Raw genomic sequence first — 21942 nt, forward strand, 5'->3', positions numbered from 1 at the left:
GGAAAAAGGCTTTAGTGCACACCATATTGCTCCTGGTTGGTTTCTTGGTGCTCGGGTATTTGGCTCTCTCGTCTTATCAAGGCGGCTGGCACCCAATGCAGGGAGTCATTTTCGGGAGTCTCTTATATGCTCCGAGCTATGTAGTGGCGTGGTTCATCCTATCCGTGATATTCAAGATGAAAAGAGACAATGGAGAGAGCGGTGGAGTCACCTAACGAGCGGCGGCAGGCAGACCAAATTTCCGCTCCTTCGTCGCTCCAATTTGCCTGCTGCGCCGGGCGTTAGGTACATGAAGGAGGAAGAATGTCTGATCTGGAAAGTCAGCTAAATGATCACGAAAAGGTGCTTTATGATTCGCACAAAGAGATGAACTCGATCGTGGTGAGCAAACTGGTTTCCTCTGGATTTAAAATAGGAGATGAGGTCGAAGCTGAATACTACTTTATATCTGACGTTTTGGAATCAATATCTGAACTACATCATCATCTAAAAGAAAAATACGAGTATATAACTAAAGCCTCAAAAAACAGTGAGGGAACGTTCATCTTGCAAGGTTTGCGGCCAAATCTGACTCTTACTGAAGACTTTGCCAATCGATGGTGTCTCAATATGATAGTGATTGGCGGTGATTTCGGGTGCGACTTTGGCGGCTGGGGAGTTAGGCATTAAGTACCTAACAAGAAATTGCAGCGGATCAAATTTCGCTGCACTCAATTAGTCCGTTTAGCTTGGCGTTATGTATAAGGAGGGGGAGTGGATTTCGTTAAAGTTATCTTCGTGTGGGCCGTTCCTCTTCTTTTGGGTCTTCTATTTCAAAGGGGCTTGCTCCAAAACGAAGGCTTCATAAAACGTAAATTTTGGTTTTTTGCAGCATCAAGGGCAGGCATAACAGCAACCTTTATCGCCCCAACCTTGCTTCTTGGTGGCCATGGGGGCGTGCCGGTTAGTTTTATCGGTGGTTTTGCCATGATTTTTTTCATTGGGCCGGCCTATACGGATTCAGGGCTAAGTTGGGGTGGGGTTGGTGTAAGAGGTGATGCGGGTCTGTTCGTTGTCCTCCTTATCCCGTGCTACGTTGCCGCAGTGGTGAGTCTAGTTCGGTCGAAGTTAAAATTTACATAACAAGTGGCGGCAGTCGGACCTAGTTACGCTCGTTCCTCGCTCCACTGGTCTACTGCGTCAAGCGTTATGCATGAATTTAGCGGGGTAGAAATGCAACTGATAAATGGTTTGATAACAGCAGCTTTGTTCGGGGCTAGCGTGTACCTGGTGATTACTATCAATGGGATCGCTAATGCATCTGGAGCGAAAGGGAAAAAGCTGCTTAAGAGCGCGCTCCTTTTTATGGTTTTGATACCGATGGTTGCAGGGTTCTTGAAAGGTGTTTTGGGCCTAGGAAACGAAACAGCTATAGGAATGTATATATACTACTTTGCCTATATTTCAAGCATTTCAGGGGTATTTTTTCTGGCTAAAGGTCTTCGTCGGGCTATTCAAGAAGCCTCAGATTCTAAGCCTGCTGAAGCAGATGAAGCATAACAAGGCACTACTGCCGACAAGCGGCAGAGCGCGGCGTAACCAACTCGAAGCGCATGACTAAATTTCTGTTTTCACATGATAGAGATAGGGTTCTTGAGGATTTGCACTCAGTGCTGGATGGTGCGCACGTCAATTTGTTCAAGTATGGGTATACGTACTGGGACGTTGACTTTGTTTCAAAGGATCTAGATACAAACAAATTATCAGCTTCGGAAATTTTGGTTCCAGATTCAGAGCGGTGGTGGGCATCGATCAATAAGCCACCGATAGACCTTGAGGCTAAAGGAGCCAACGCGAACGATACCTTGGCCGCGTTGGTTTTAACCCATTCAATGAATTCGCTCGTTCAACAGTGGACTTTAAGAGACGATAATTCGCTAGAGCTCCATTTTGAGAATGGAGGCTGGATTATTATCCCTCCAGTACAAGATCCGTTCCTCGGGTTTTCCTGGCATTTTCGAACCGAAAAAAATGAAGAGGCGTCAATCTGCAATGTTGATGAAGTTTGTTACCGGTACAGGTTATAACAATCGACATCATCGCGGCCGTTTTTTCGCCGCTTTACGGTTCCAAATCGGCACATGTGCCGGGGGTTAAACTTCAGGGAAGTATCGTGCAAGAATCACGAAAGATAAAAGACTATTTGATAGAAAGACCAAAGCCGCAAGGCATAGACGTTTTATGCAGACTGAAACATTTTTCAATTATTACGTACGCGGTACCGTCAAGCAGATTTAAGGGTATTTTCCCTGAGCGCTTTCAGTTGGATGCAGTCGAAATCGACGGCCAGGAAATGGGACTAATATCAGTGGTGCCCTTCATCGATGTTGATTTTACTTCAGCAGTTTTCCCTTTTCCCAAATTCACGATGGGGCAGACTAACTATCGAATTTACATAATAGACACCGAAACCGGCGAGCGCTGTGTATGGTTCCTCGGTACGACTCTGGATTCATTAACACTGGTAGTGCCAAGATATTTATGGAACCTTCCTTGGCATTCGGGAAAAGTGAAGTTTGATTGCGCTATAAACGAATTCTCTGGCCTTTATGATAAATATCACATGCAAACTGCCTCAAGGTGGGCAGAGGCTACAGTTAGCTTGATCCAGTCGGAAACCGATCGGTTCAATTTCCCCGGGTTCCCTGACGCTGAGTCGGCCTTGGTCTACTTGACACATCCATTGGCAGGCTTCTATTACCGTAGAGATGGAAAGCTCGGGACATATCGAGTCTGGCATAAGGCACTAGAAGTCAGGCCGGCACAGTTAGAGTCAGCCAATTTCAAGCTTTTATCTAAACTCGGAATTGTTGAGGAGTCGGAGCAAACCTCACCCTACAGCGTATTAATCGAGCCTATAAATGAATTCACAATTTATTTGCCACCGACGGTTATCGGCTAAAACTTTAACAAGATCGGGAAGTCGAAAAAACTTAACGTTGTGTCTCAGCTTTTCCTGCTGCTGTGGTTTAGGTGTGCCATGGTCTCTGGTCCCGGATCATGGTTTTAGATTTGTCATCATCTTTGGTGAGGCGATGGGTAATCCAATCAATCCACAGCGCTGGCGTTGACATGAATAACAAGATCCACTGCCCTTCCTGTTACCAGAAAATTACAGGGGAGCGCTTTATATCAGCTATTCCCAAAAGAGCTGTCTGGTACAAGTTCGAGCATCAAGAGTACAGATGCCCGCATTGTGGGATTTCACTGGCGTATGACCGGAGAACGGGGGTTCTGATGGGCATCATCGCAGTGGCTTTTTTGATGGTTTCGGTGTTGGTGGTTGTGGGGATGCTCCCCGTGAGCATCATGTTGATTGTCCCTGCGGTCTTGTTTGCACTGTTTTTTAGGGTGAGGCGGCTTGTTGTGCGTCCCGATTCCGTTGATCAACTGTGAGGCAATGGGCCCTGCTTTGAGCTTGGCCAGTCTATGACTGAAGCGAAATTAATCCGAAAGTGGGTCCGGGTTGATGATTGGGGGAGGCTGTCTGAGATTGATCTCGTCAGGTTAAGGCGAGAGGCGACAGTTCTGTCTGAGTTGTTGTTGTCACTGAATGATGATCCCTATGACCTGGCTGGATGTTGCACGCCGTTTTTGCGTGGCGTTATGGAGGGCGACCTACAGCTTCCTGTAGAGGGGGTGCCTTTGGCGATCACGCGGATAGAAGATGCAGGTGTGGTTTTTCCGGAAGGTTTCATTAATGCTTACTGTTCCTTCTTCATGACGGCCCAGGGTTATCGCTTTGACTATGACAAGATTGAGCACGGTGATGGTGACGATGGTGCTGGCGTTTGGGTTGATTTTGAGGTTGAAAGAGATGGCCCTGGCTGATGGATATGTTGCCTTGAGTGAGAGTGGGAACTGGAAAGTACCGGGGCGAATTATCAGTATTTCATTGTTGATGAGAGGAGCGTGGCGGATCTTCTGCATTCAAGGATGCAGGCATCAGATATCTCCACGGCACGCTATGACCTGCCCGTCATTGATGTAAATGGTCAGCTCATGATGCGGCCGGAGCTTGATGTTGTATTGGGGCGTTACAAGGACAAGCTTTACGAGCAAGCGGGTTATCGTTAACGGCACTTGAAGTGGATTGGTAATAGGGAGAATGCGTTGCGGTTTCGAGGCGGATTGGTTGTGTTGCTGGGGGTGTCCTCGGTGCTTGTGGGTTGTACCAATGTAGCAGGAGATGCGATTCGGGTGATCGAGGCGCCTGCTGAGCGTCAGGAGAACCTGTTCGCATCGATTGAACATACTCTTCGGGCAAGCGGTTATGAGTGTCATGCTGCGGGGGAGGGCCATCGCTACCGTTGCGACAAGGCTTTGCGCAACCTCTTTATTCACCAGACACGGGCGGTGATAGAGGTGTTTCCGGACGCGGATGTTCCTGATAGCTATTTTGTGATGGCGACCCGTTGGGATGAAGGGTTGATTCCGGGGGAGTTGATCTCCAGTGAGTATCACAGTGCGGATGTGGTGGCCTTGTGTAAGGCATTGGAGGATTCGTCGCTGGGCCGCTGTCGCGTAGAGGCGCCGTGACTCTTTTGAGCCTGCTGATGGGCATAGGGTGTATCAATAAAAAGGGCAGCGTAGCTGCCCTTTTTGATGCTTCCCGGTTCTCTTAAACTCGCCGCCGCCACATCAACAGCATGGCAACAGTGGCAAGCAGCCCTGCGGGCAGGCTGCCGCCGGAGCGAGGGTTCTCCATGGCGCGAACAACCGTCTCAATCTGATCGAGCTTGGCATTCAGCTTGGCCAGTGCGGCCTTTTGCTCAGCGTAGACATCCATCTGTGCCACGGTCAGCACGTCCACGTCATCCAGTGCTTCTGCCAGATTGGCCAAGCGACGCAGTTTGCTGTCGTTGCCGACGCTGACGGTCCCTTCTGCATATTCGCTACCAAAACCGATGCTGACGCCGCCGTTGGTTGCGGTGCTGCCAACGGTAAAGCGAACGCCGTTGCGAACAATGGCCTCGTTGTGAAAGGCGCACCACTGATCTTCCCAATTCAGTCCCTCGGGGATAGTGCCCACGATAGTGACAGTCATATCATCTTTATTGGCTTCACCGGATATCGGAACACCCGTGACGGTGTTGGTGCAGTTGTAATCAATGGCGGTGCCGTCACTGAGTCTTGGGGCTGGATCGCTATATTGCTCGAAGGCAAAGTAGCCAGGACCACCATTAGCCGAATCGTTGGCCACCAGGCTCCAGCTATGGCCCAGTTCGGCTGGTGCGCGGGTGTAGTCGGGACCAATAGTGTTGATGACTTCCACTGGCGAGTCGGTATCCAGTAAGCGCAGGCGGAGGTTGTTTTCTTTCAGTTCGAGAGGGGAATGAGGGAAGGGTTGGTCTAAGGAGCAGTCAATCCCCACGCAGGTGTTGCCCGCGACGATCAGGTCATCATTGTACACCTGGTCCGCACTGACAATGGCTGGGATTAAACCCAGTAACAGGATGCTTTTTTTCATGTCGTTTCTCCGCCTTACTCTTCTTCAGCCAGTACGCTCAGGCGTGCAGAGAGGTCATTGATGCGATCCTGTAGTTTGGCAATGCTGGCATCCATGGCGGTGGTGTCCACGCTGGCGGCATAGGTATTGAACTGACCAACCGTGACGGCATCAGTGTCGTCGATGCCATCAGCGACGTGGGTAATGCGGCGTTCGCTGCCCGGCGCGCCCACGGAAACGGCATCGGCTACGGATACTGCTCCGGCGCCCAGAGCCACATCACCTTCCGGGCTGATCTGCAGGGTATAAGTACTGCTGGTGGCGTTCATGATGAAGAAGGCGGCCGGCAGGGAGGACGCACCATCGGTCACGCCTACTCGCCAATCTGTGCTGGGAAATGAGGCAGAGTTACTGGTGTCATTAAAGTAGATCTGTGGAGAGGCGCTCTTGAGTTTCAGGACATCAAACCCGAATTCTTCGCCTTCAATGCAGTCCGCGCCAATACAGGCACTGCCGGATGAGAAAGGTGCGCCCCCGGAAACGATCAGATCGTCCTGGATTACCTCGTCTGCCATGGTCAGGCCGGATGCGCCGAGAAGCGCCAGAGTGGCAAGGTGCTGTATCTTCATTTTCATGGATTCCCCCCAAATAATGTCGTTTTGATATTGAGGGCAAGTATAGGGGGGAATCGCAGGGTTGGGTAAACTTTAAGCAGTGCTGCCGTTGTGTGGATCAAGCCGGGAGGCTCGGGCTCGATCCGGTAATGGATGCCCGGCAGACGTCGCGCCCCAAAACAGGGATAATGGCGCCCGGAAACCCCCACTCTCCAACCCGGCAGTGCCCCATGGAAATCAAGGTCAACTTTCTCGACAACCTGCGTCTGGAAGCCAAATTCGACGACTTCACGGTGATCGCGGACCAGCCCATTCGCTACAAGGGCGATGGCTCGGCCCCCGGCCCGTTCGACTACTTTTTGGCGTCGTCTGCGTTGTGTGCCGCCTATTTCGTGAAGGTGTACTGCAACACCCGGGATATCCCCACGGATAATATCCGCCTGTCGCAGAACAATATCGTCGACCCGGAAAACCGCTACAACCAGATCTTCCGTATCAATGTGGAGCTGCCGGAGGATCTCTCCGACAAGGATCGCACTGGCATACTGCGCGCTATCGATCGCTGTACGGTGAAGAAGGTGGTGCAGACCGGGCCGGACTTCCAGATCAATGCCGTGGAGAGCCTGGACGAGGATGCCCAGGCGCTGTTGACGGTGAACCCGGACGAGACGGCTCGCACCCTGATTGAGGGCAAGGACCGGCCGCTGGAAGAGACCATCGCCACCATGACCGGGATTCTCGAAGACCTGGGCATGAAGATTGAGGTGTCATCCTGGCGCAATATCGTGCCCCATGTCTGGTCGCTGCATGTCCGTGATGCGGCTTCGCCCATGTGCTTCACCAACGGTAAGGGGGCGACCAAGGAAAGTGCGCTGTGTTCCGCGTTGGGTGAATTCATCGAGCGGTTAAGCTGCAACTTCTTCTACAACGACCAGTTCTTTGGCGAGGAGATCGCCAATAGCGCGTTCGTTCACTACCCCAATGAAAAGTGGTTCAAGCCCGGGCCCAATGACAGCCTGCCCACGGAGATTCTGGATGAGCATACCCGCGCCATCTATAACCCGGACGGCGAGCTGGGCGCCTCCAACCTGATCGACACCAATTCCGGCCGGGTGGATCGCGGCATTTGCTCGCTGCCGTTCGTGCGCCAGTCCGACGGTGAGACGGTGTACTTCCCGTCCAATCTGATCGAGAACCTGTTCCTCAGTAACGGCATGAGTGCCGGTAACACGCTGGCGGAAGCCGAGGTGCAGTGTCTCTCGGAGATCTTCGAGCGGGCGGTGAAGAAATACATCATCGAACAGGAGATCGTGCTGCCGGATGTGCCGGAAGATGTGCTGGCCCGCTACCCGGAGATCGTTGAGGGGATCAAGGCGCTGGAAGCCCAGGGCTTCCCGGTGCTGGTGAAGGATGCCTCGCTGGGCGGGGAATTCCCGGTGATGTGTGTGACCTTGATGAATCCCCGCACCGGTGGCGTGTTTGCTTCCTTCGGCGCGCACCCCAGCTTCCATGTGGCGCTGGAGCGCAGCCTTACCGAGCTGTTGCAGGGGCGCAGCTTTGAAGGTCTCAACGATGTACCGCCGCCCACTTTCAACAGCATGGAAGTGTCTGAGCCGAATAACTTCGTGGAGCACTTTATTGATTCCACGGGGGTGATTTCCTGGCGCTTCTTCAGTTCGGCAGCGGACTATGAGTTTGTGGACTGGGATTTTTCCGGAACCACCGATGAAGAAGCGCAGACGTTGTTCGGTATCCTCGCCGAGCAGGGCAAGGAAGTGTATGTGGCGGTGCATGACCAACTGGGTGCCCCGGCGTGCCGGATTCTGGTGCCGGACTTTTCCGAGGTGTACCCGGTGGAAGACCTGATCTGGGACAACACCAACAAGGCGCTGGATTACCGCGAGGACATTCTCAACCTGCATCGCCTCAGTGATGACGAGCTGAATGCACTGGTGGCGCGACTGGAAGACAGCCAGATCGATAACTACACCGACATCATTACCCTGATCGGTATCGAGTTTGACGAGAACACGGTGTGGGGTCAGCTCACCGTGCTGGAGTTGAAGCTGCTGGTACTGCTGGCGCTGGGGCGTCTGGAGGAAGCCAGCGAGCTGGTGGATATGTTCCTGCAGTACAACGACAACACGGTGGAGCGAGGCTTGTTTTACCGGGCCATGAACGCGGTGCTGGAAATTGCGTTGGACGAGGAGCTGGAGCTGGAAGACTTCCTCTATAACCTGAATCGCATGTTTGGCGAAGAGACCATGGCGCAGGTGGTCGGTGCGGTGGAAGGCACAGTGCGCTTCCCGGGGCTGACGCCCACCAACATGCAGCTGGAAGGGTTGGACAAGCATCTGCGCCTCATCGACAGCTATAAGAAGCTGCACGCGGCGCGGGCGCGTCTGGCCAAGCACGCAGAAATCAGGAAAGCAGAGATGGAAACGATATGACGCAGGACTGGACACAACTGTCGCCTGACGCAGGCGGAAACGGCAAGACGGTACACAGCCTTGTTTGCCGGGGGGGCGATGAGCAGGCCATCAAGGACGGTTTGGAGGCGGCGCTGGAAAAAGCCGTGGCGCTGCTCGACCGTAATGTACGCGATGACTCCCGCTATCTGTTGTGTGAGTGGAATGCCCGCGCGGCCAGTCTGCAGATCGTTGTCAGTGATGACAGCAAGACCCGGGATGCACCAGAAGTGGTGGCGTGCCGATTTGAAAACGTCGACCCATCCGTGGATGTGGCGTTGGTGCAATTCCTGATTCGCGATTACCTGACCACCTGCACCGCCTTTCTCGGCTGGTCATTACTGGCCGCCTTCCATGAAGGCGATCGCCAGCGTTCGCGGCTGCTTTGAAGGCGATTTCACCGCAGGTTTACTGAGATCAATGTGGTGTTCCTCTTCATGTTTCGGACCACCGTTACCTCGCAGGCGGAAATGGGCAAGAGCCCGTATCCGCCGTTTCTTGCCCGTTACCAGGCGATCTCGAACCCGGTGACTCGGCCGCTCTTCCATAGTTGTTTTGCCGAACCTGGATCCATACAGCCGTTGCGCTGTGTGCCCCTGTAACCACACGCGACTTCATCCCAGTCCGGTGAGCCTGAAACATTGTAACCAAAGCCCTGGTTGGCATCCGGCACGGCAGGATCAAGGCGAACATAGCCGTGGCTGGATCCGCTCTGGACCTTCAGCCAGATCACGGTGCTGCTGGGCGCATCGCAGTTGCTGTCACCATTCCAGCGCCAGGAACCGCCCACAACCGGTTCCCCCATCAAGCTGTCGAGACGGTAACGGACCTCAACGCTGCTGGCGTTGCAGTTGCCGATACGAACATTGTATTTGCTGTCGCTGCCCGAGCCCGGGCCCACCGCCAGGGCGGTAGCTGGTGCCAGGCTGGCGGTCAGTAGTGAGGCAATCAAAAGACGTGGAGCTTTCATTGGTCTTTCCCCAGTTGGTGTTGTCAGGAACGAGTCTGGCGCAGAGAAAGGTAATGGCGCATCCCCCATATGGGGGACAGAAATAGCACCGTCAGGAGCGTCACTGTGGGATCGTGCTTTCACGCGAAGGTGTCGCTGCGGACAAAGGATCTTTCGCAGTGGAACCACCGCTACTAAGGGGGGCATAGAGAAAAAGGGCGTTAACGTCGGCGCGGGCACGGCATTGCCGCTGGCAGGGCCTCTATTCATTGTTAACTATTAACTGATCTATGCCGCGCTCCGCTTGGCGATGGCGCGCAGCACGATCTGGCACTGATTTTCCCCATATTCACGAATATCTTCCCCTGCATCCTGCTGCTTGCGGCCAACGATATTGACCAGCAGGCGCTTGAAGATCTGCAGAGAGACATCGAACTCGGTGGTGTCTTCCTGCAGGGCGATAAACGAATAGCGTTTAAGCAGCGGTATCAGGTTGAGGATGTCGGCTTCCAGATAGCGGTTGGCCGAGAACCGGGCAGTGGCAATCTCCACGAAACGGAAGGCCAACTGATGAGCGGCAGGCATGTCGTTGTTATGAAAATGCTGCTCCAGCTGAGGCAGCATGGCCACCAGATCTTCAATCTGGCCGGGTTGCCAGCTCGCAGCAGCCCGTTCCGCCAGCTGGGACAACAGCAGAAAAAGATACTCGTAAAGATCCTTCACCTGGGTCTCGGTGACCTCACAGACCCGTGCGCCCCGGCGCGGCTGAAGCTCGATCAGGTGCTGCTTTTCCAGCAGCCTGAAGGCCTCACGGAGTGAGTTGGTACTTACATCAATCTCTTTGGCCAGCTCGCTCTCGGGCAGTTTTGCACCTGGAGCCAGGGTTCCGGTGATGATGCGTTCACCCAGGTGGCGAGCGATCTGTTCGCTCAGGCTGACGGCTTGCAACGACATGACAACTTCCTGTGAATCGGCGGCGCCATTATGACGTCATGGGGGCAGTATTTCATTTCTTGAGTTGTTTGACAATTCAAGAAATGAGGCATAACCTTGCCATCGTTGACTGTTACTTTGAGCTTGAGCAAAGCGAGGACAAGGCCATGTTCGAGAACATGAATGCTGATCTAATGCTAAAAATGAAAAAATACGGCTACCTGACCTTCTGGGCATTGATGGTTCCGCTGGTGCCGTTTTCTGCCTACGTGGGTGTCGAGAGTGGCACTCAGGATTACTGGGCGTGGTTCATGTATGTCTTCATTTTCGGGATTATTCCCGTGCTGGATTTTCTGGTAGGAAAAGACCCGAGCAATCCCGATGAAGCCGTTCAGGTTCCGACCATGAGTGAAGAGATTTTCTACCGGGTCTCAGCCATCGCCATGGGCTGTGTCTGGATTGCCGTGCTGTTCTACGCCGGCCATGTGTTTGTGAGCAATGATTACGGCCTGCTGGGCAAGATTGGCTGGATCGTGTCCATCGGTACCGTGGGCGGTATCATCGCTATTAACCTGGGCCATGAGCTGATCCACAAGGATCCCAAGCTGGAAAACTGGATGGGCGGGTTGCTGCTGTCTACCGTCACCTATGCCGGTTTCAAGGTGGAGCACGTTCGTGGTCACCATGTGCATGTCTCTACACCGGAAGATGCTTCTTCCAGCCGCTATAACCAGAGCCTGTATGATTTCCTGCCGAAGGCTTTCGTGCGCAACTTCAAGAATGCCTGGGCGCTGGAAAAGCAGTATCTGGAGCGCAAGGGCAAGAAGAACATCAGCATCTACAACGAGCTGATCTGGTGGTACAGCATTTCTGCGCTGTTCGCGGTGACCTTTGGTCTGATCTGGGGCTGGGAAGGCGTGCTGTTCTTCCTGGGGCAGAGCTTCTTTGCGGCACTGGCGCTGGAAATCATCAACTACATTGAGCACTACGGTCTGCACCGTCGCGTGAATGAGAAAGGCCGTTTCGAGCGGGTAACCCCTGCCCATAGCTGGAATTCCAATTTCCTGCTGACTAACCTGGCTCTGTTCCAGCTGCAGCGTCACAGTGATCATCACGCCTACGCCAAGCGTCGCTACCAGGTGCTGCGTCACTATGAAGAAAGCCCGCAGTTGCCGGCCGGTTACGCCACCATGTTTGTACTGGCCATGATTCCGCCGCTGTGGAAGAAGGTCATGAACCCGCGTGTAGAAGCCTACTACGAGGGTGAAATGGATCAGCTGTTCCGTGAAGGCAAGCGAGTGAACAATATCGCTTGAAGGGCAGTGAATAATGAATAATGAATAGTTAATAATTAATAGCGAAAACAAAAAAGCCTCGGCATTGCCGGGGCTTTTTTATGCCGCGCTGCGGCTGCAAAACGCTACACGCATCACGTAACACTCGGAAGGTAAAACCGGGTATGCGTGTCTATCCTGTGATTAGAAGCCTCGGTAGTTGCTGGTGAGGATGGCAATGGTGGCAAAGAAGACAATGATGGCAAAGATCATCAGTGCCGTTGCCAGGATGCCCAGCACCTTCCCGGCCAGGGTCTGGCCCTCACCTTGCTTGTCCATCGTTCCCTCACGCATGGCCGCGAGATCCTTGTTGCCCATGATCCACGCTGCGATGCCCAGAGGAGCAAACATCAACAGGCCCAGCAAGCCGAGGGTCAGGATCAAGGCGCCGCGGTGGGGGTGCAGAGGGGTGGCTGGCGCGTCAAAGGCCGTTGAGCCTTGGGTGTGCACGTGTATCTCCGGTTGCGGATTGCGGCCAGCGAAGGCGGCGGCCAGCAACAGGACGCTAATGGCGATATAGAAAAGGGTGAAAATGGCGCTGCCAATGATGCTGTAGGTGTCACTGTCCAGCTCTCCATTCATTACCAGTTCGAGCATCACGACATGATTGAACACGGTGAACCCGCTCTGCAGCAGGGTCAGAATACTGGCGATAATCACCAGGATCGCCGATGTCCGCGCCCTCCCCATGAAAATACCCGCCAGCACAAAACCGGTTAACGCGATTAAAAAGGCGGGCAACTGCAGTAATAATTGAGCAAGCAAAGACATCACTTTTCCTTGTGAGAGATGAGAAGAGGGTTTGGGTTGTTGCAGGTTGGCGCGGGCACGGCGATTAGCTGGTATGGCCAACCCCGCGCAACGGTTAACGATTAATTATTCACTATTAACTGTCTTTTCATTGTCGCCAGAACATGGGTGTAAACAGTACCAGCAGGGTGAAAATTTCCAGTCGGCCGGCGACCATCAGCACGGTCATCATCCATTTGGCGCTGTCGGTGATGTTGGCAAACCCTGAGCCCACTTCGCCAATCCCGACACCGAGATTGTTCAGGCTGGCCGCCACGGCGCTGACTGCGGTGGTCAGGTCCATACCGGTCATGGTGAACAGCAGGGTAAAGATGACCGAGATGGTGATATACACCCCGACAAAGCCCCATACGGCCTGCAGTACCCGGTCCGGGATGGACTGGCGCCCAAAGCGCAGGGCGAAAACGCCGTTGGGATAAATCAGTCGGCGCAGTTCGCGCACGCTGTGGTGGAAGATCAGGGCTGCGCGCACCGCTTTCATGCCGCCCCCGGTGGAACCCGCGCAGCCACCGATAAAGCTGGTGAACACCAGCAGGAATGGGATAAAGCCGGGGAAAGCGGCGGCATTGGTACTGGTCAGCCCGGTGCCGGTGCTGAAGGACGCGACCTGAAACGCCGAGTGCCGCAGTGCATCGGCGAAGTTGAAGTCATAATGGAAGAACAGCAATCCGGCGGTGATGATGCTGGTATAGATCAGGAACAGGGTGATAAAGAAGCGGAATTCCGGATCGCGAAGAAACACCAATAATGAGCGGCCACGCCACATGGCAAAGTGCAGGGCAAAGTTGATACCGCCAATGAGGATAAACGTGGTGGCAGTCCAGTCGATCCAGGGGTTGTCCCAGTAGGCCATGGACGCATCATGGGTGGAGAAGCCACCGGTGGCGACGGTGCTGAAGCTGTGACAGATCGCATCAAAGGCGCTCATGCCGGCGGCCCAGAACAGGGCGGCACAGGCAATGGTGATAAACAGGTAGATGTACCAGAGCGCCTTGGCGGTTTCGGCAATTCGCGGGGTGAGTTTGGCGTCTTTCATGGGGCCGGGAATTTCGGCCTTGTACAGCTGCATGCCCCCAATACCGAGCATGGGCAGAATGGCGACGGCCAGAACGACCACGCCCATGCCGCCGAGCCACTGTAGTTGCTGTCGGTAATAGAGGATGGATTTCGGCATGAAATCCAGGCCGGACAGGACTGTGGCGCCGGTGGTGGTCAGCCCGGAAACGGATTCGAACACGGCATCGGTGAATCCAACGGGCACATCATCACTGAGAATCAGCGGCAGGGCGCCGATCACTCCCAGAACCGACCAGAACAGGGTAACTACCAGGAAGCCATCGCGGGTTTGCAGTTCAGCCTTGTTGCGAAAGAACGGCAGCCACAGGGCCAGGCCCAGAGTCAGAGACAACACAAAGGAAATCAGAAACGGAGCTTCCCCGCCTTCCTGATACCAGTAGGACACGGCTACCGGCGGCATCATGGTGAAACTGAACACCACCAGCAGCAGGCCAAGAATTTTCGAGATCAGCGCAAAATGCATGGCGATACCCGCTGGCAGGCTGGCCCGCACCACGCATCACGCTGTAACCTCTGGGGCCAGCGTGTTGCGTGTTGCATGTTGCGTGTCAGCGTTTTCATCAGAAGAAGGTAAAGCCGACCTGGAATAATTTTTCCACGTCCCGGGTGCGGCGTTTGTCGATCAGGAACAGGATGACATGGTCGTCTGGTTCGATGACCACATCGTCGTGGGCAATCAGTACTTTCTCGCCGCGCACGATGGCGCCAATGGTGGTGCCTTCGGGCAGATCAATATCCTCGATGGCTCGTCCAACCACCTTGGATGACCTGGCGTCGCCATGGGCAATCGCCTCGATGGCTTCCGCCGCACCACGGCGCAGGGAGTACACATTCACCACATCGCCGCGACGCACATGACTGAGCAGGCTACCGATGGTGGACTGCTGGGGCGAGATGGCGATGTCGATGTCGTGACCTTGTACCAGATCCACGTAGGCGGGATTGGAGATCAGGGTCATCACCTTACGCGCGCCAAGGCGCTTGGCCAGCAGTGAGGCCATGATGTTGGCTTCGTCATCGTTGGTCAGGGCGCAGAAGACATCGGTGTTTTCGATGTTGGACTTGAGCAGTTCATCGCGGTCGGTGGCGAGGCCTTGCAATACCACGGTCTGGGCCAGTTTTTCGCCCAGCCAGTCGGCCCGCTCCGGGTTACGCTCCAGCACCTTCACGTTGTAGCGGTGCTGGATGGTCTTGGCCAGCCGGTAGCCGATGTTGCCGCCCCCGGCGATCAGAATGCGTTTGTAGTTGTGTTCCAGGCGGCGCAGTTCACTCATCACCGCACGGATATCATTCTTGGCGGCAATGAAGAACACTTCATCGTCCGCTTCAATCACCGTGTTGCCTTCCGGAATGATCGGCCGGCCACGACGGAAAATAGCCGCTACCCGGGTGTCCACATTGGGCATGTGCTTGCGCAGTTCTCGCAGCTCGTTGCCCACCAGGGGGCCGCCGTAGTAGGCGCGTACCGCCACCAGCTGCACCCGGCCACCGGCAAAGTTCACTACCTGCAGGGCGCCGGGGTGTTCGATCAGGCGACGGATGTAGTCGGTCACCACTTGCTCGGGACTGATGATCACATCAATCGGCAGGGCGCTTTCGTTGAACAGTTTGTCCGACCGGCTGGTGTAGTGCGCGGTCCTGATCCGGGCGATCTTGGAAGGGGTGCGGAACAGGGAGTAGGCCACCTGGCAGGCGACCATGTTCACCTCATCGGAGTTGGTCACCGCGATGAGCATGTCGGCGTCTTCGGCACCGGCTTCCTTGAGCACATTGGGGTAGCAGCCCATGCCACGCACGGTGCCGATATCCAGCCGGTCGCCCAGCTCGCGTAAACGTTCCGCATCGGTATCGATGACGGTGATGTCGTTACGCTCGTTGGCCAGGTTTTCTGCGAGGGTTCCCCCCACCTGACCGGCACCGAGAATAATGATCTTCATGGGTTACGCTAAGCCCCCTTGCGCAGGCAAGCCAGATAGAAACCATCCGGTCCGTCTTGCTGCGGAAACAACTGCCATCCCGCATCGACCATTGTGGCCTCATTCGGACGTGGCGTCACATCCCGTGCCTGTGGCTGACGCTGCAAAAACGCACTGATCTGGTGATCATTTTCGTCGCGCAGTACCGAGCAGGTGGCATACACCAGCATGCCGCCGGGTTTGAGCAGCGGCCATAGTGCATCCAGCATGCGCGCTTGTAAATCAACCAGTGCAGGAATGTCCGACGCCTTGCGATGCCATTTCACGTCCGGCTGACGGCGCAGGATGCCGGTGGCGGAGCAGGGAGCATCCAGCAGGATGGCGTCAAAGGGGGTTCCATTCCACCAGCTGTCGGGCTGGCTGGCGTCCCCTTGCAGCAGGGTGGCGGTAGCCCCCAGGCGTGCGAGATTTTCTTCAATGCGAGTGAGACGGCGAGGTTCCAGCTCCAGCGCGACCAGGTCCGCATCGGGAAATTTTTCGCGCAGCTGGCCGGTCTTGCCGCCGGGGGCGGCGCAGGCATCCAGAATGCGTCCCTGAGACGGCGCCTGCAGCAGCTCGCCGGGCAGCTGGGCGGCTTCATCCTGCACCGAGAGCGCGCCTTGCTCGAAACCGGGTAACTGGAATACGGGGCGCGCCGGTGAAACATAAATGCTCCACGGCGACAGCGCGCCGGGGCGGGCACCGTCGCCGAGGGCGGCGATGGCGCCGGCGCGTTGTTGTTGCTGGCGGTTTACCCGCAGGGTAAAGGGCGGGGTATGCAGATTGGCGCGGGCCATGGCGTCGGCTTGTTCCGGCCAGTCTTCGCGCCAACGCTTGTACAGCCAGTCGGGCAGGCTCAGCTGAATATTGGGGGTAGCGTCCTGTAGCGCGTCTTGCACGCTTAGCTGGCTGGCCTTGCGCAACACCGCATTGCTCAGGCCGGCAGCCCAGGGGGCTTTCAGTTTGCGGCACAGTTGCGGGTAAGCGTTGACGATGGCATGGGCCGGGCGATCGCTGAACCACAATTCATAGAGACCAGCGAGCAGCGCCAGTCGCACTGGCTGGGCACTGGCCTTGAGCGGTTTGGACAGCTGCTGGTTCAGCCAGTGGTTGAGGGGGCGCAGGTGGCGGCAGACGCCAAAGCTGATGTCGCGCATCAGGCCACCGTCGCTGCCCTGCAAGGGAAAGTCGCGCAACACTTCGCGCAGGCTTTCCCCGTCACCCTTCCCGGGAAGGACACGGTCCAGGACGCGCACCGCGCTCAGGCGCGGATCAGGCGTCGCCACTATGCATATCCAGTGCGTCACCCAGGGGCTCGCCCACCTTGAACAGGTCAGGGTTGCCGCGCAGCAGATCGGCCACGGCCATGCGCCGCTTGCCGGGCAGCTGCAGTTCCTTCAGAACCAGAATGCCGTCGCCGGTGGCAACCTGAATGCCACTGTCATCCACCTTGAGGATCTGTCCGGGTTCGTCATCATCCTTGCCGGGCAGTGGGCTTTCGCTGGCCTGCCAGATGCGCATGGGCTGGCCGTTGAGTGGCACCCAGGTCACCGGGAATGGATTGAAGGCCCGGATACGGTTGTAGAGGGCGCGGGTGGGCAGACGGAAGTCCAGTCTCGCCTCGGCCTTACTCAGCTTGTGGGCATAGGTGACGCCGTCTTCCGGCTGCACTGTGGCATTGGCCAGATAGGTTTCAAGGTCGTTCAGTACCGTCACCAGCAGGCGCGCTCCCTGGGCGGCCAGACGGTCGTGCAGCTCGCCGCCGGTCTCTGCGTCGCCGATGGGCAGGGCTTCACTGAGCAGCATGGGGCCGGTGTCCAGCCCGGCTTCCATCTGCATGATGGTGTTGCCGGTTTCGGTGTCGCCCATGGTAATGGCACGCTGAATCGGGGCGGCACCCCGCCAGCGGGGCAGCAGGGAGCCATGCACGTTAAGGCAGCCCAGACGCGGAATATCGAGCACAGCCTGGGGAATGATCAACCCGTAGGCTACGACCACCAGCACATCCAGATTGAGGTCACGCAGTTGCTGGCGGATCTCCTCGCCCTTCAGGTTTTCCGGCTGGAGCACCGGAATCGCGTGGCTTTCGGCCAGTAGCTTGACCGGGCTCTTCTGCACTTTCTTGCCACGACCGGCCGCGCGGTCGGGCTGAGTCAGCACCGTAACCACCTCGTGGTCACTGTCGAGCACGGCCTGCAGGCTGGCTGCAGCAAAATCCGGGGTGCCGGCGAAGGCGAGACGTAAGGGTTTCAATGAACAGCCTCTGGGTAATTTCAGTAGGTGGGGCGAAGCGAGTGACGAGTTGCGATAAGCGAAAACCTTGTTCGGAGTGTGTTTCCGGGGCTTGCTCTTCGAAACTCGAAACTCGAAACTCGACAGGTGCTGTCAGCCCTGCAGCCGGTGCACCTTCTCCAGCTTCTTCTTGATCCGGTCGCGTTTGAGGCGGGAGACGTAGTCCACGAACAGCTTGCCTTCGAGATGATCGATCTCGTGCTGGATACAGGTGGCGAGGAGCTCGTCAGCCTCTTCCTCGAACTCATTGCCGTCCCGGTCGAGCGCCTTGATCTTCACCCGTGCCGGACGCTTCACTTTCTCATAGAAGCCGGGCACCGACAGGCAGCCCTCTTCATAGGGGGCCAGTTCCTGGGTGAGGGGGGTGATCTCCGGGTTGATGAATACCCGGGGCTCGTTCTTTTCCTCGGACAGGTCCATGACGATCAGCCGAAGATGAACGTTTACCTGGGTGGCAGCCAGGCCGATGCCGGGGGCGTCGTACATAGTTTCGAACATGTCATCGATGAGTTTGCGAAGCTCGTCATCCACCTTTTCCACCGGCTTTGCTACGGTTCGCAGTCGGGGGTCAGGGAATTCCAGTATTTCCAGTTTGGCCATGTACCTTCTCAGAAGTTGCAGTAGAACTCGAAATTCGGTTGCTAAATATATGATCGCATTGCTAATATCCAAAAGAAACCGTGTCTGCCTCGGCGTCGCACGGCCTCTTTAGGGGATGAGACCAATAATGATAAAAGGAATCCGATGATGATGAAATCGGTCCAGCGCGCCTTTACCGTCGGGCTGCTGCTGTCAGTGACAGGCTTGGCCTCCGCTGCAGTGATGCTCAAAGATGGGCATCCCGGCAAGTATTATGTCAAGAATGGCGACACCCTGTGGGATATCAGTTCCCGTTTTCTGGAAGAGCCGTGGCAATGGCCAGAAATCTGGCAGATCAATGAAGAAATTGGTAATCCGCACCTGATCTATCCGGGGGACGAGATTCGTCTTTCCTATGTGGGTGGGGAGCCACGCCTGACCGTTAAACGGGGCGTGCAGGAAACCGTCATGTCCAATGGCGTGGTGAAGCTGACCCCGCGGGTCCGTGAAATCGCCAACGACGAAGCCATCCCCATGATTCCCGCCAGTGCCATTGCGGCCTACCTGAAGGAAGGTCTGGTAGTCACTCGTCAGGAAATCAAGGAAGCGCCCTATGTGGTCGGTGGCCGTGACCGCCGTGTGGTCTTTGGCGAAGGCGACACCATCTATGCCCGCGATAACCGTACCCAGTGGGAAGAGCTGGAGCAGGGCTACGGCGTTTACCGTACTGGCGAACAGTATGTAGATCCGGAAACCAACGAAGTGCTGGGCTATGAAGCTCGTCAGGTGGGTCTGGCTCGGGTATCCAACCACGAAGGCGAGATCGTCAGCATGCGTCTCACCGATTCCACCGAAGACATCCGTATCGATGACCGCATCTTCTCCACCGAAGATCGTCGTGTCCGCGCGGTGTTGTACCCCAGTGCGCCGGAAACCAAGATCGAAGCCCAGGTGATTCGTTTCTTCGACCGCCTCAACAGCGTGGCCCGCAATGATGTGGTGGTGTTGAACAAGGGTATTCGCGACGGCCTGAAAGAAGGCAACGTGCTGGATATCTTCGGCAAGGGGGAAGTGGTCCGTGACCGTCAGCTGGGTGACAATGTGGCCCTGCCAGCGGAAAAAACGGGTTCCCTGGTTGTGTTCCGGGTCTTCGACAAGGTCAGTTATGGCTTGATTATGGAGTCCACCCGGCCTATTTATATGAATGACATCGCCAAGAGTCCGGCGGGCAGCTACTGATTTCTCGACAGGAATTTGCGGTAGCGCTCACCGCCGGTGCTTCGGCGCCCCATTAACCGTCAACGCACACAAGGAGGTGGGCGATGGACGGACAATTCAAACGCCTGCTGTTGCAGGCGTTGTTTTCTCCTTCGTCAGCGGCCCTGGGCCGCGCCCTGCAACAGCTCCGGATCAACACGGCCCCGGTCTCGCATTTTCTGCCCCTGCTACCGCCGGGCCTGAAAGACCGTGCCCGGTTGCTGGACAATACCGGTAATCTCACTGCCCACTATGAACAGTTGCGCGAGCAGGGCTGGCGCTGGATCGCACTGGGCGACAAGGATTACCCGGAATTGCTCTCGAAAATCGCTGACCCGCCTGGTGTCCTGGCGGTGCGCGGTGATGTTCGGGTGCTCAGCGAACCCTCCCTGGCCATTGTCGGCGCCCGCAATGCCTCCGCCGACGGACTGGATAACAGTCGCCGTTTTGCACGCCAGCTGGCGGCGGCGGGATTTGTGGTGACCAGTGGACTGGCATTGGGGGTGGATGCGGCGGCTCATCGTGGCGCGCTGGCCACCGGCCGTACCGTGGCCGTGCTCGGCAGCGGCCCGGACCGACTCTACCCGCCACGCAATGCGTCTTTGGCGAACCAGATTGCGGATGAAGGTGGGGCGGTGGTGTCCGAGTTCGCCCCCGGCTCGCCGCCGTTACCGTCCCAGTTTCCCCAACGCAATCGCATTATCAGTGGCTTGAGCCTCGGCACCATTGTGGTGGAGGCGGCGATTCGCAGCGGCTCGCTGATCACTGCACGCACGGCGCTGTCGCAGGGGCGCGAAGTGTTTGCCATCCCGGGCAGCATTCACAATCCGCTCAGCAAGGGCTGCCATCATTTGTTGCGCGATGGCGCTACCTGGCTGGAGTCCATGGAGGATATCTTTGATGCCTTTGGCGACTTCCGCCGGGCGGTAGAAGGCTATGATCTGGCCAGCGATGGCGGGCGACCCGCGCTCCTACAGCACCTCACCAGTGGTATCAATTCCCTCGATATGCTGCAGACCCGCACTGGCCTGCCCATGAATGAGCTGGCTGGCCAGTTGGCTGACCTGGAAATGGAAGGCTGGGTAGAGCGGGTGGCCGGTGGCTATCTGAAGCGCAGCCATACCTCAAGGGCGTCGTGAACGGGCGCCCGAAACCTGAAGCTGGTGGCTGAAAGCAAAAGTGCAGTGTGCGCGAAGGTGGCCAATAAGGTAACAGGCAAGGTGCTGTTTCACTCTGACTAACCAAGCGCCTACCATGGAAGTATGACTTGCCAACCGGCCATGCCGGGGAGGGCTGTCAGCATGTTTGAGATCCTGATTCCGTACCGGGATGACCCCGCCCGCTGGTATCCAGTGGATGCGGTCTCACTGCGGGGCAATGTGTATCGCATCACCTCTGTGCCTGAAAACGCGCCGGCGTTGCGTTTTGGTCCGGGAGACCGGGTGGAATGTGAGCAGCAGACCGATGATCAGGGCCATATCCGGCTACTGGCCAGGCGCGTGGCGCCGCCCGCCCAGCCTTGGTAGGAGGCTCTTGTGGGCCGCTGAAAGGCAGGGTATGTTGCGCGTTTTGGTGCCGGGCAGCCTTCATGAAACAGCATCTTCAATCCGCAGCAGAAATCATCCAGGCCGGTGGTGTGGTGGCCTATCCTACCGAGTCCGTTTATGGGTTGGGTTGCGATCCGTTTAATAAAGAGGCGGTGCTGCGGTTGCTGGCGATCAAGCAGCGCCCAGTGGAAAAAGGCCTGATCCTGATCGGTGCTGATCTGGAGCAACTGCTGCCCTATGTGCAGCTGACTGATGCGCAGCAGCAACAGCTTGCGGCCGGTTGGCCGGCTCCGCTCACGTATCTGGTGCCCATCACCGAGGCAGTGCCTTCCTGGGTGCGGGGCAGTCATCCCAAGGTGGCGATCCGGGTGCCGGATCACCCGCTGGCCAGGGAGCTGTGCCGGTTGGTCGGCCACCCGATCATTTCCACCAGCGCCAACCTTTCTGGTCGGCCTTCTGCCCGCAACTGCTATCAGGTAGCTCGCCAGCTGGGAGATCGGCTGGACTTTATCGTGACGGGAGCCTGTGACCGCGCCAGCAAACCCTCTACCATTATTGATCTTGAAAGCGGGCGCACCTTGCGCGCCTGATGACAGGCTTCCCTTCGCACGGAGGGTAAGTCGGCCGGGTGCATGATGC

25 protein-coding genes are annotated in these 21942 nt (G+C 56.4%); 15 read left to right on the plus strand and 10 right to left on the minus strand.

Annotation, left to right across the window (positions count from 1 at the left end; translation table 11 throughout):
* Positions 1 to 303: 303 nt before the first annotated feature.
* From GFN93_RS03415 to GFN93_RS03450, 8 genes are all read left to right on the plus strand, one after another.
* Complete coding sequence (locus tag GFN93_RS03415; protein WP_153499005.1) at positions 304 to 669, plus strand: ribonuclease E inhibitor RraB; 366 nt, start codon at positions 304 to 306, stop codon at positions 667 to 669.
* 84 nt (positions 670 to 753) lie between these two features.
* A complete protein-coding gene (locus GFN93_RS03420) occupies positions 754 to 1122 on the plus strand; it encodes a hypothetical protein (protein ID WP_153499006.1) in 369 nt (122 codons plus the stop codon).
* Between the two features lie 90 nt (positions 1123 to 1212).
* On the plus strand, positions 1213 to 1539 hold the full coding sequence (locus GFN93_RS03425) for a hypothetical protein (RefSeq protein WP_153499007.1): 327 nt from the start codon (positions 1213 to 1215) through the stop codon (positions 1537 to 1539).
* Between the two features lie 613 nt (positions 1540 to 2152).
* A complete protein-coding gene (locus tag GFN93_RS03430; RefSeq protein ID WP_328594196.1) occupies positions 2153 to 2941 on the plus strand; it encodes a DUF2071 domain-containing protein in 789 nt (262 codons plus the stop codon).
* Positions 2942 to 3111: 170 nt separating this feature from the next.
* Complete coding sequence (locus GFN93_RS03435) at positions 3112 to 3435, plus strand: hypothetical protein (RefSeq protein WP_153499008.1); 324 nt, start codon at positions 3112 to 3114, stop codon at positions 3433 to 3435.
* Positions 3436 to 3468: 33 nt separating this feature from the next.
* The gene (locus tag GFN93_RS03440; protein ID WP_153499009.1) at positions 3469 to 3870 is read left to right on the plus strand and encodes a hypothetical protein; all 402 of its coding nucleotides are present in this window, start codon (positions 3469 to 3471) and stop codon (positions 3868 to 3870) included.
* An 81-nt stretch (positions 3871 to 3951) separates the two neighbouring features.
* Entirely contained in the window at positions 3952 to 4116 is a 165-nt protein-coding gene (locus tag GFN93_RS03445) for a hypothetical protein (RefSeq protein ID WP_153499010.1), read from the plus strand.
* A 60-nt stretch (positions 4117 to 4176) separates the two neighbouring features.
* Positions 4177 to 4578: a hypothetical protein gene (locus GFN93_RS03450; protein ID WP_153499011.1), complete on the plus strand. Its 402-nt coding sequence runs from the start codon at positions 4177 to 4179 to the stop codon at positions 4576 to 4578.
* Between the two features lie 82 nt (positions 4579 to 4660).
* Here the strand turns inward: GFN93_RS03450 and GFN93_RS03455 are convergent, their stop codons facing one another.
* Entirely contained in the window at positions 4661 to 5509 is an 849-nt protein-coding gene (locus tag GFN93_RS03455; RefSeq protein ID WP_153499012.1) for a hypothetical protein, read from the minus strand.
* Positions 5510 to 5523: 14 nt separating this feature from the next.
* On the minus strand, positions 5524 to 6123 hold the full coding sequence (locus tag GFN93_RS17525; RefSeq protein WP_153499013.1) for a hypothetical protein: 600 nt from the start codon (positions 6121 to 6123) through the stop codon (positions 5524 to 5526).
* A gap of 209 nt (positions 6124 to 6332) precedes the next feature.
* On the opposite strand from GFN93_RS17525, the gene GFN93_RS03465 reads away from it, so the two are divergent.
* Positions 6333 to 8552: an OsmC domain/YcaO domain-containing protein gene (locus GFN93_RS03465; RefSeq protein ID WP_153499014.1), complete on the plus strand. Its 2220-nt coding sequence runs from the start codon at positions 6333 to 6335 to the stop codon at positions 8550 to 8552.
* Positions 8549 to 8959 (plus strand): hypothetical protein, encoded by a 411-nt coding sequence (locus tag GFN93_RS03470; RefSeq protein ID WP_153499015.1) that lies wholly within the window; start codon positions 8549 to 8551, stop codon positions 8957 to 8959. Before GFN93_RS03465 ends, GFN93_RS03470 begins: the two co-directional genes overlap by 4 nt.
* A gap of 116 nt (positions 8960 to 9075) precedes the next feature.
* On the opposite strand, the gene GFN93_RS03475 is transcribed toward GFN93_RS03470, so the two are convergent.
* Both GFN93_RS03475 and GFN93_RS03480 read right to left on the minus strand, forming a co-directional pair.
* Positions 9076 to 9540 (minus strand): hypothetical protein, encoded by a 465-nt coding sequence (locus GFN93_RS03475; protein ID WP_153499016.1) that lies wholly within the window; start codon positions 9538 to 9540, stop codon positions 9076 to 9078.
* Between the two features lie 267 nt (positions 9541 to 9807).
* Positions 9808 to 10473, minus strand: a complete 666-nt coding sequence (locus tag GFN93_RS03480) for a GntR family transcriptional regulator (RefSeq protein ID WP_153499017.1) — start codon at positions 10471 to 10473, stop codon at positions 9808 to 9810.
* A gap of 146 nt (positions 10474 to 10619) precedes the next feature.
* On the opposite strand from GFN93_RS03480, the gene GFN93_RS03485 reads away from it, so the two are divergent.
* Complete coding sequence (locus tag GFN93_RS03485; protein WP_153499018.1) at positions 10620 to 11768, plus strand: alkane 1-monooxygenase; 1149 nt, start codon at positions 10620 to 10622, stop codon at positions 11766 to 11768.
* 162 nt (positions 11769 to 11930) lie between these two features.
* Here GFN93_RS03485 and GFN93_RS03490 read toward each other — a convergent pair whose 3' ends face one another.
* From GFN93_RS03490 to def, 6 genes are all read right to left on the minus strand, one after another.
* Complete coding sequence (locus tag GFN93_RS03490; RefSeq protein WP_153499019.1) at positions 11931 to 12557, minus strand: hypothetical protein; 627 nt, start codon at positions 12555 to 12557, stop codon at positions 11931 to 11933.
* A 127-nt stretch (positions 12558 to 12684) separates the two neighbouring features.
* Positions 12685 to 14136, minus strand: coding sequence for a TrkH family potassium uptake protein (locus tag GFN93_RS03495; RefSeq protein ID WP_153499020.1), 1452 nt, complete (start codon positions 14134 to 14136; stop codon positions 12685 to 12687).
* Positions 14137 to 14233: 97 nt separating this feature from the next.
* The gene (trkA, locus tag GFN93_RS03500) at positions 14234 to 15610 is read right to left on the minus strand and encodes a Trk system potassium transporter TrkA (protein WP_153499021.1); all 1377 of its coding nucleotides are present in this window, start codon (positions 15608 to 15610) and stop codon (positions 14234 to 14236) included.
* 8 nt (positions 15611 to 15618) lie between these two features.
* A complete protein-coding gene (gene rsmB, locus GFN93_RS03505; RefSeq protein ID WP_328594199.1) occupies positions 15619 to 16914 on the minus strand; it encodes a 16S rRNA (cytosine(967)-C(5))-methyltransferase RsmB in 1296 nt (431 codons plus the stop codon).
* The gene (gene fmt, locus GFN93_RS03510; protein WP_153499023.1) at positions 16901 to 17881 is read right to left on the minus strand and encodes a methionyl-tRNA formyltransferase; all 981 of its coding nucleotides are present in this window, start codon (positions 17879 to 17881) and stop codon (positions 16901 to 16903) included. Before fmt ends, rsmB begins: the two co-directional genes overlap by 14 nt.
* A 132-nt stretch (positions 17882 to 18013) precedes the next feature.
* Positions 18014 to 18520, minus strand: coding sequence for a peptide deformylase (gene def / locus GFN93_RS03515; protein ID WP_153499024.1), 507 nt, complete (start codon positions 18518 to 18520; stop codon positions 18014 to 18016).
* A 147-nt stretch (positions 18521 to 18667) separates the two neighbouring features.
* Here def and GFN93_RS03520 point away from each other — a divergent pair, with 147 nt between their 5' ends.
* From GFN93_RS03520 to GFN93_RS03535, 4 genes are all read left to right on the plus strand, one after another.
* A complete protein-coding gene (locus GFN93_RS03520) occupies positions 18668 to 19738 on the plus strand; it encodes a LysM peptidoglycan-binding domain-containing protein (RefSeq protein WP_235901630.1) in 1071 nt (356 codons plus the stop codon).
* 83 nt (positions 19739 to 19821) lie between these two features.
* Positions 19822 to 20895, plus strand: coding sequence for a DNA-processing protein DprA (gene dprA / locus GFN93_RS03525; RefSeq protein ID WP_153499026.1), 1074 nt, complete (start codon positions 19822 to 19824; stop codon positions 20893 to 20895).
* 162 nt (positions 20896 to 21057) lie between these two features.
* Positions 21058 to 21282 (plus strand): hypothetical protein, encoded by a 225-nt coding sequence (locus tag GFN93_RS03530; protein ID WP_153499027.1) that lies wholly within the window; start codon positions 21058 to 21060, stop codon positions 21280 to 21282.
* Positions 21283 to 21344: 62 nt separating this feature from the next.
* Positions 21345 to 21893 carry an L-threonylcarbamoyladenylate synthase gene (locus GFN93_RS03535; RefSeq protein WP_153499028.1) on the plus strand — a complete coding sequence of 183 codons (549 nt, stop codon included), beginning with the start codon at positions 21345 to 21347 and terminating at the stop codon, positions 21891 to 21893.
* Positions 21894 to 21942: the final 49 nt, after the last annotated feature.

The organism is Alcanivorax sediminis (assembly GCF_009601165.1).
GTDB lineage: Bacteria > Pseudomonadota > Gammaproteobacteria > Pseudomonadales > Alcanivoracaceae > Alcanivorax > Alcanivorax sediminis.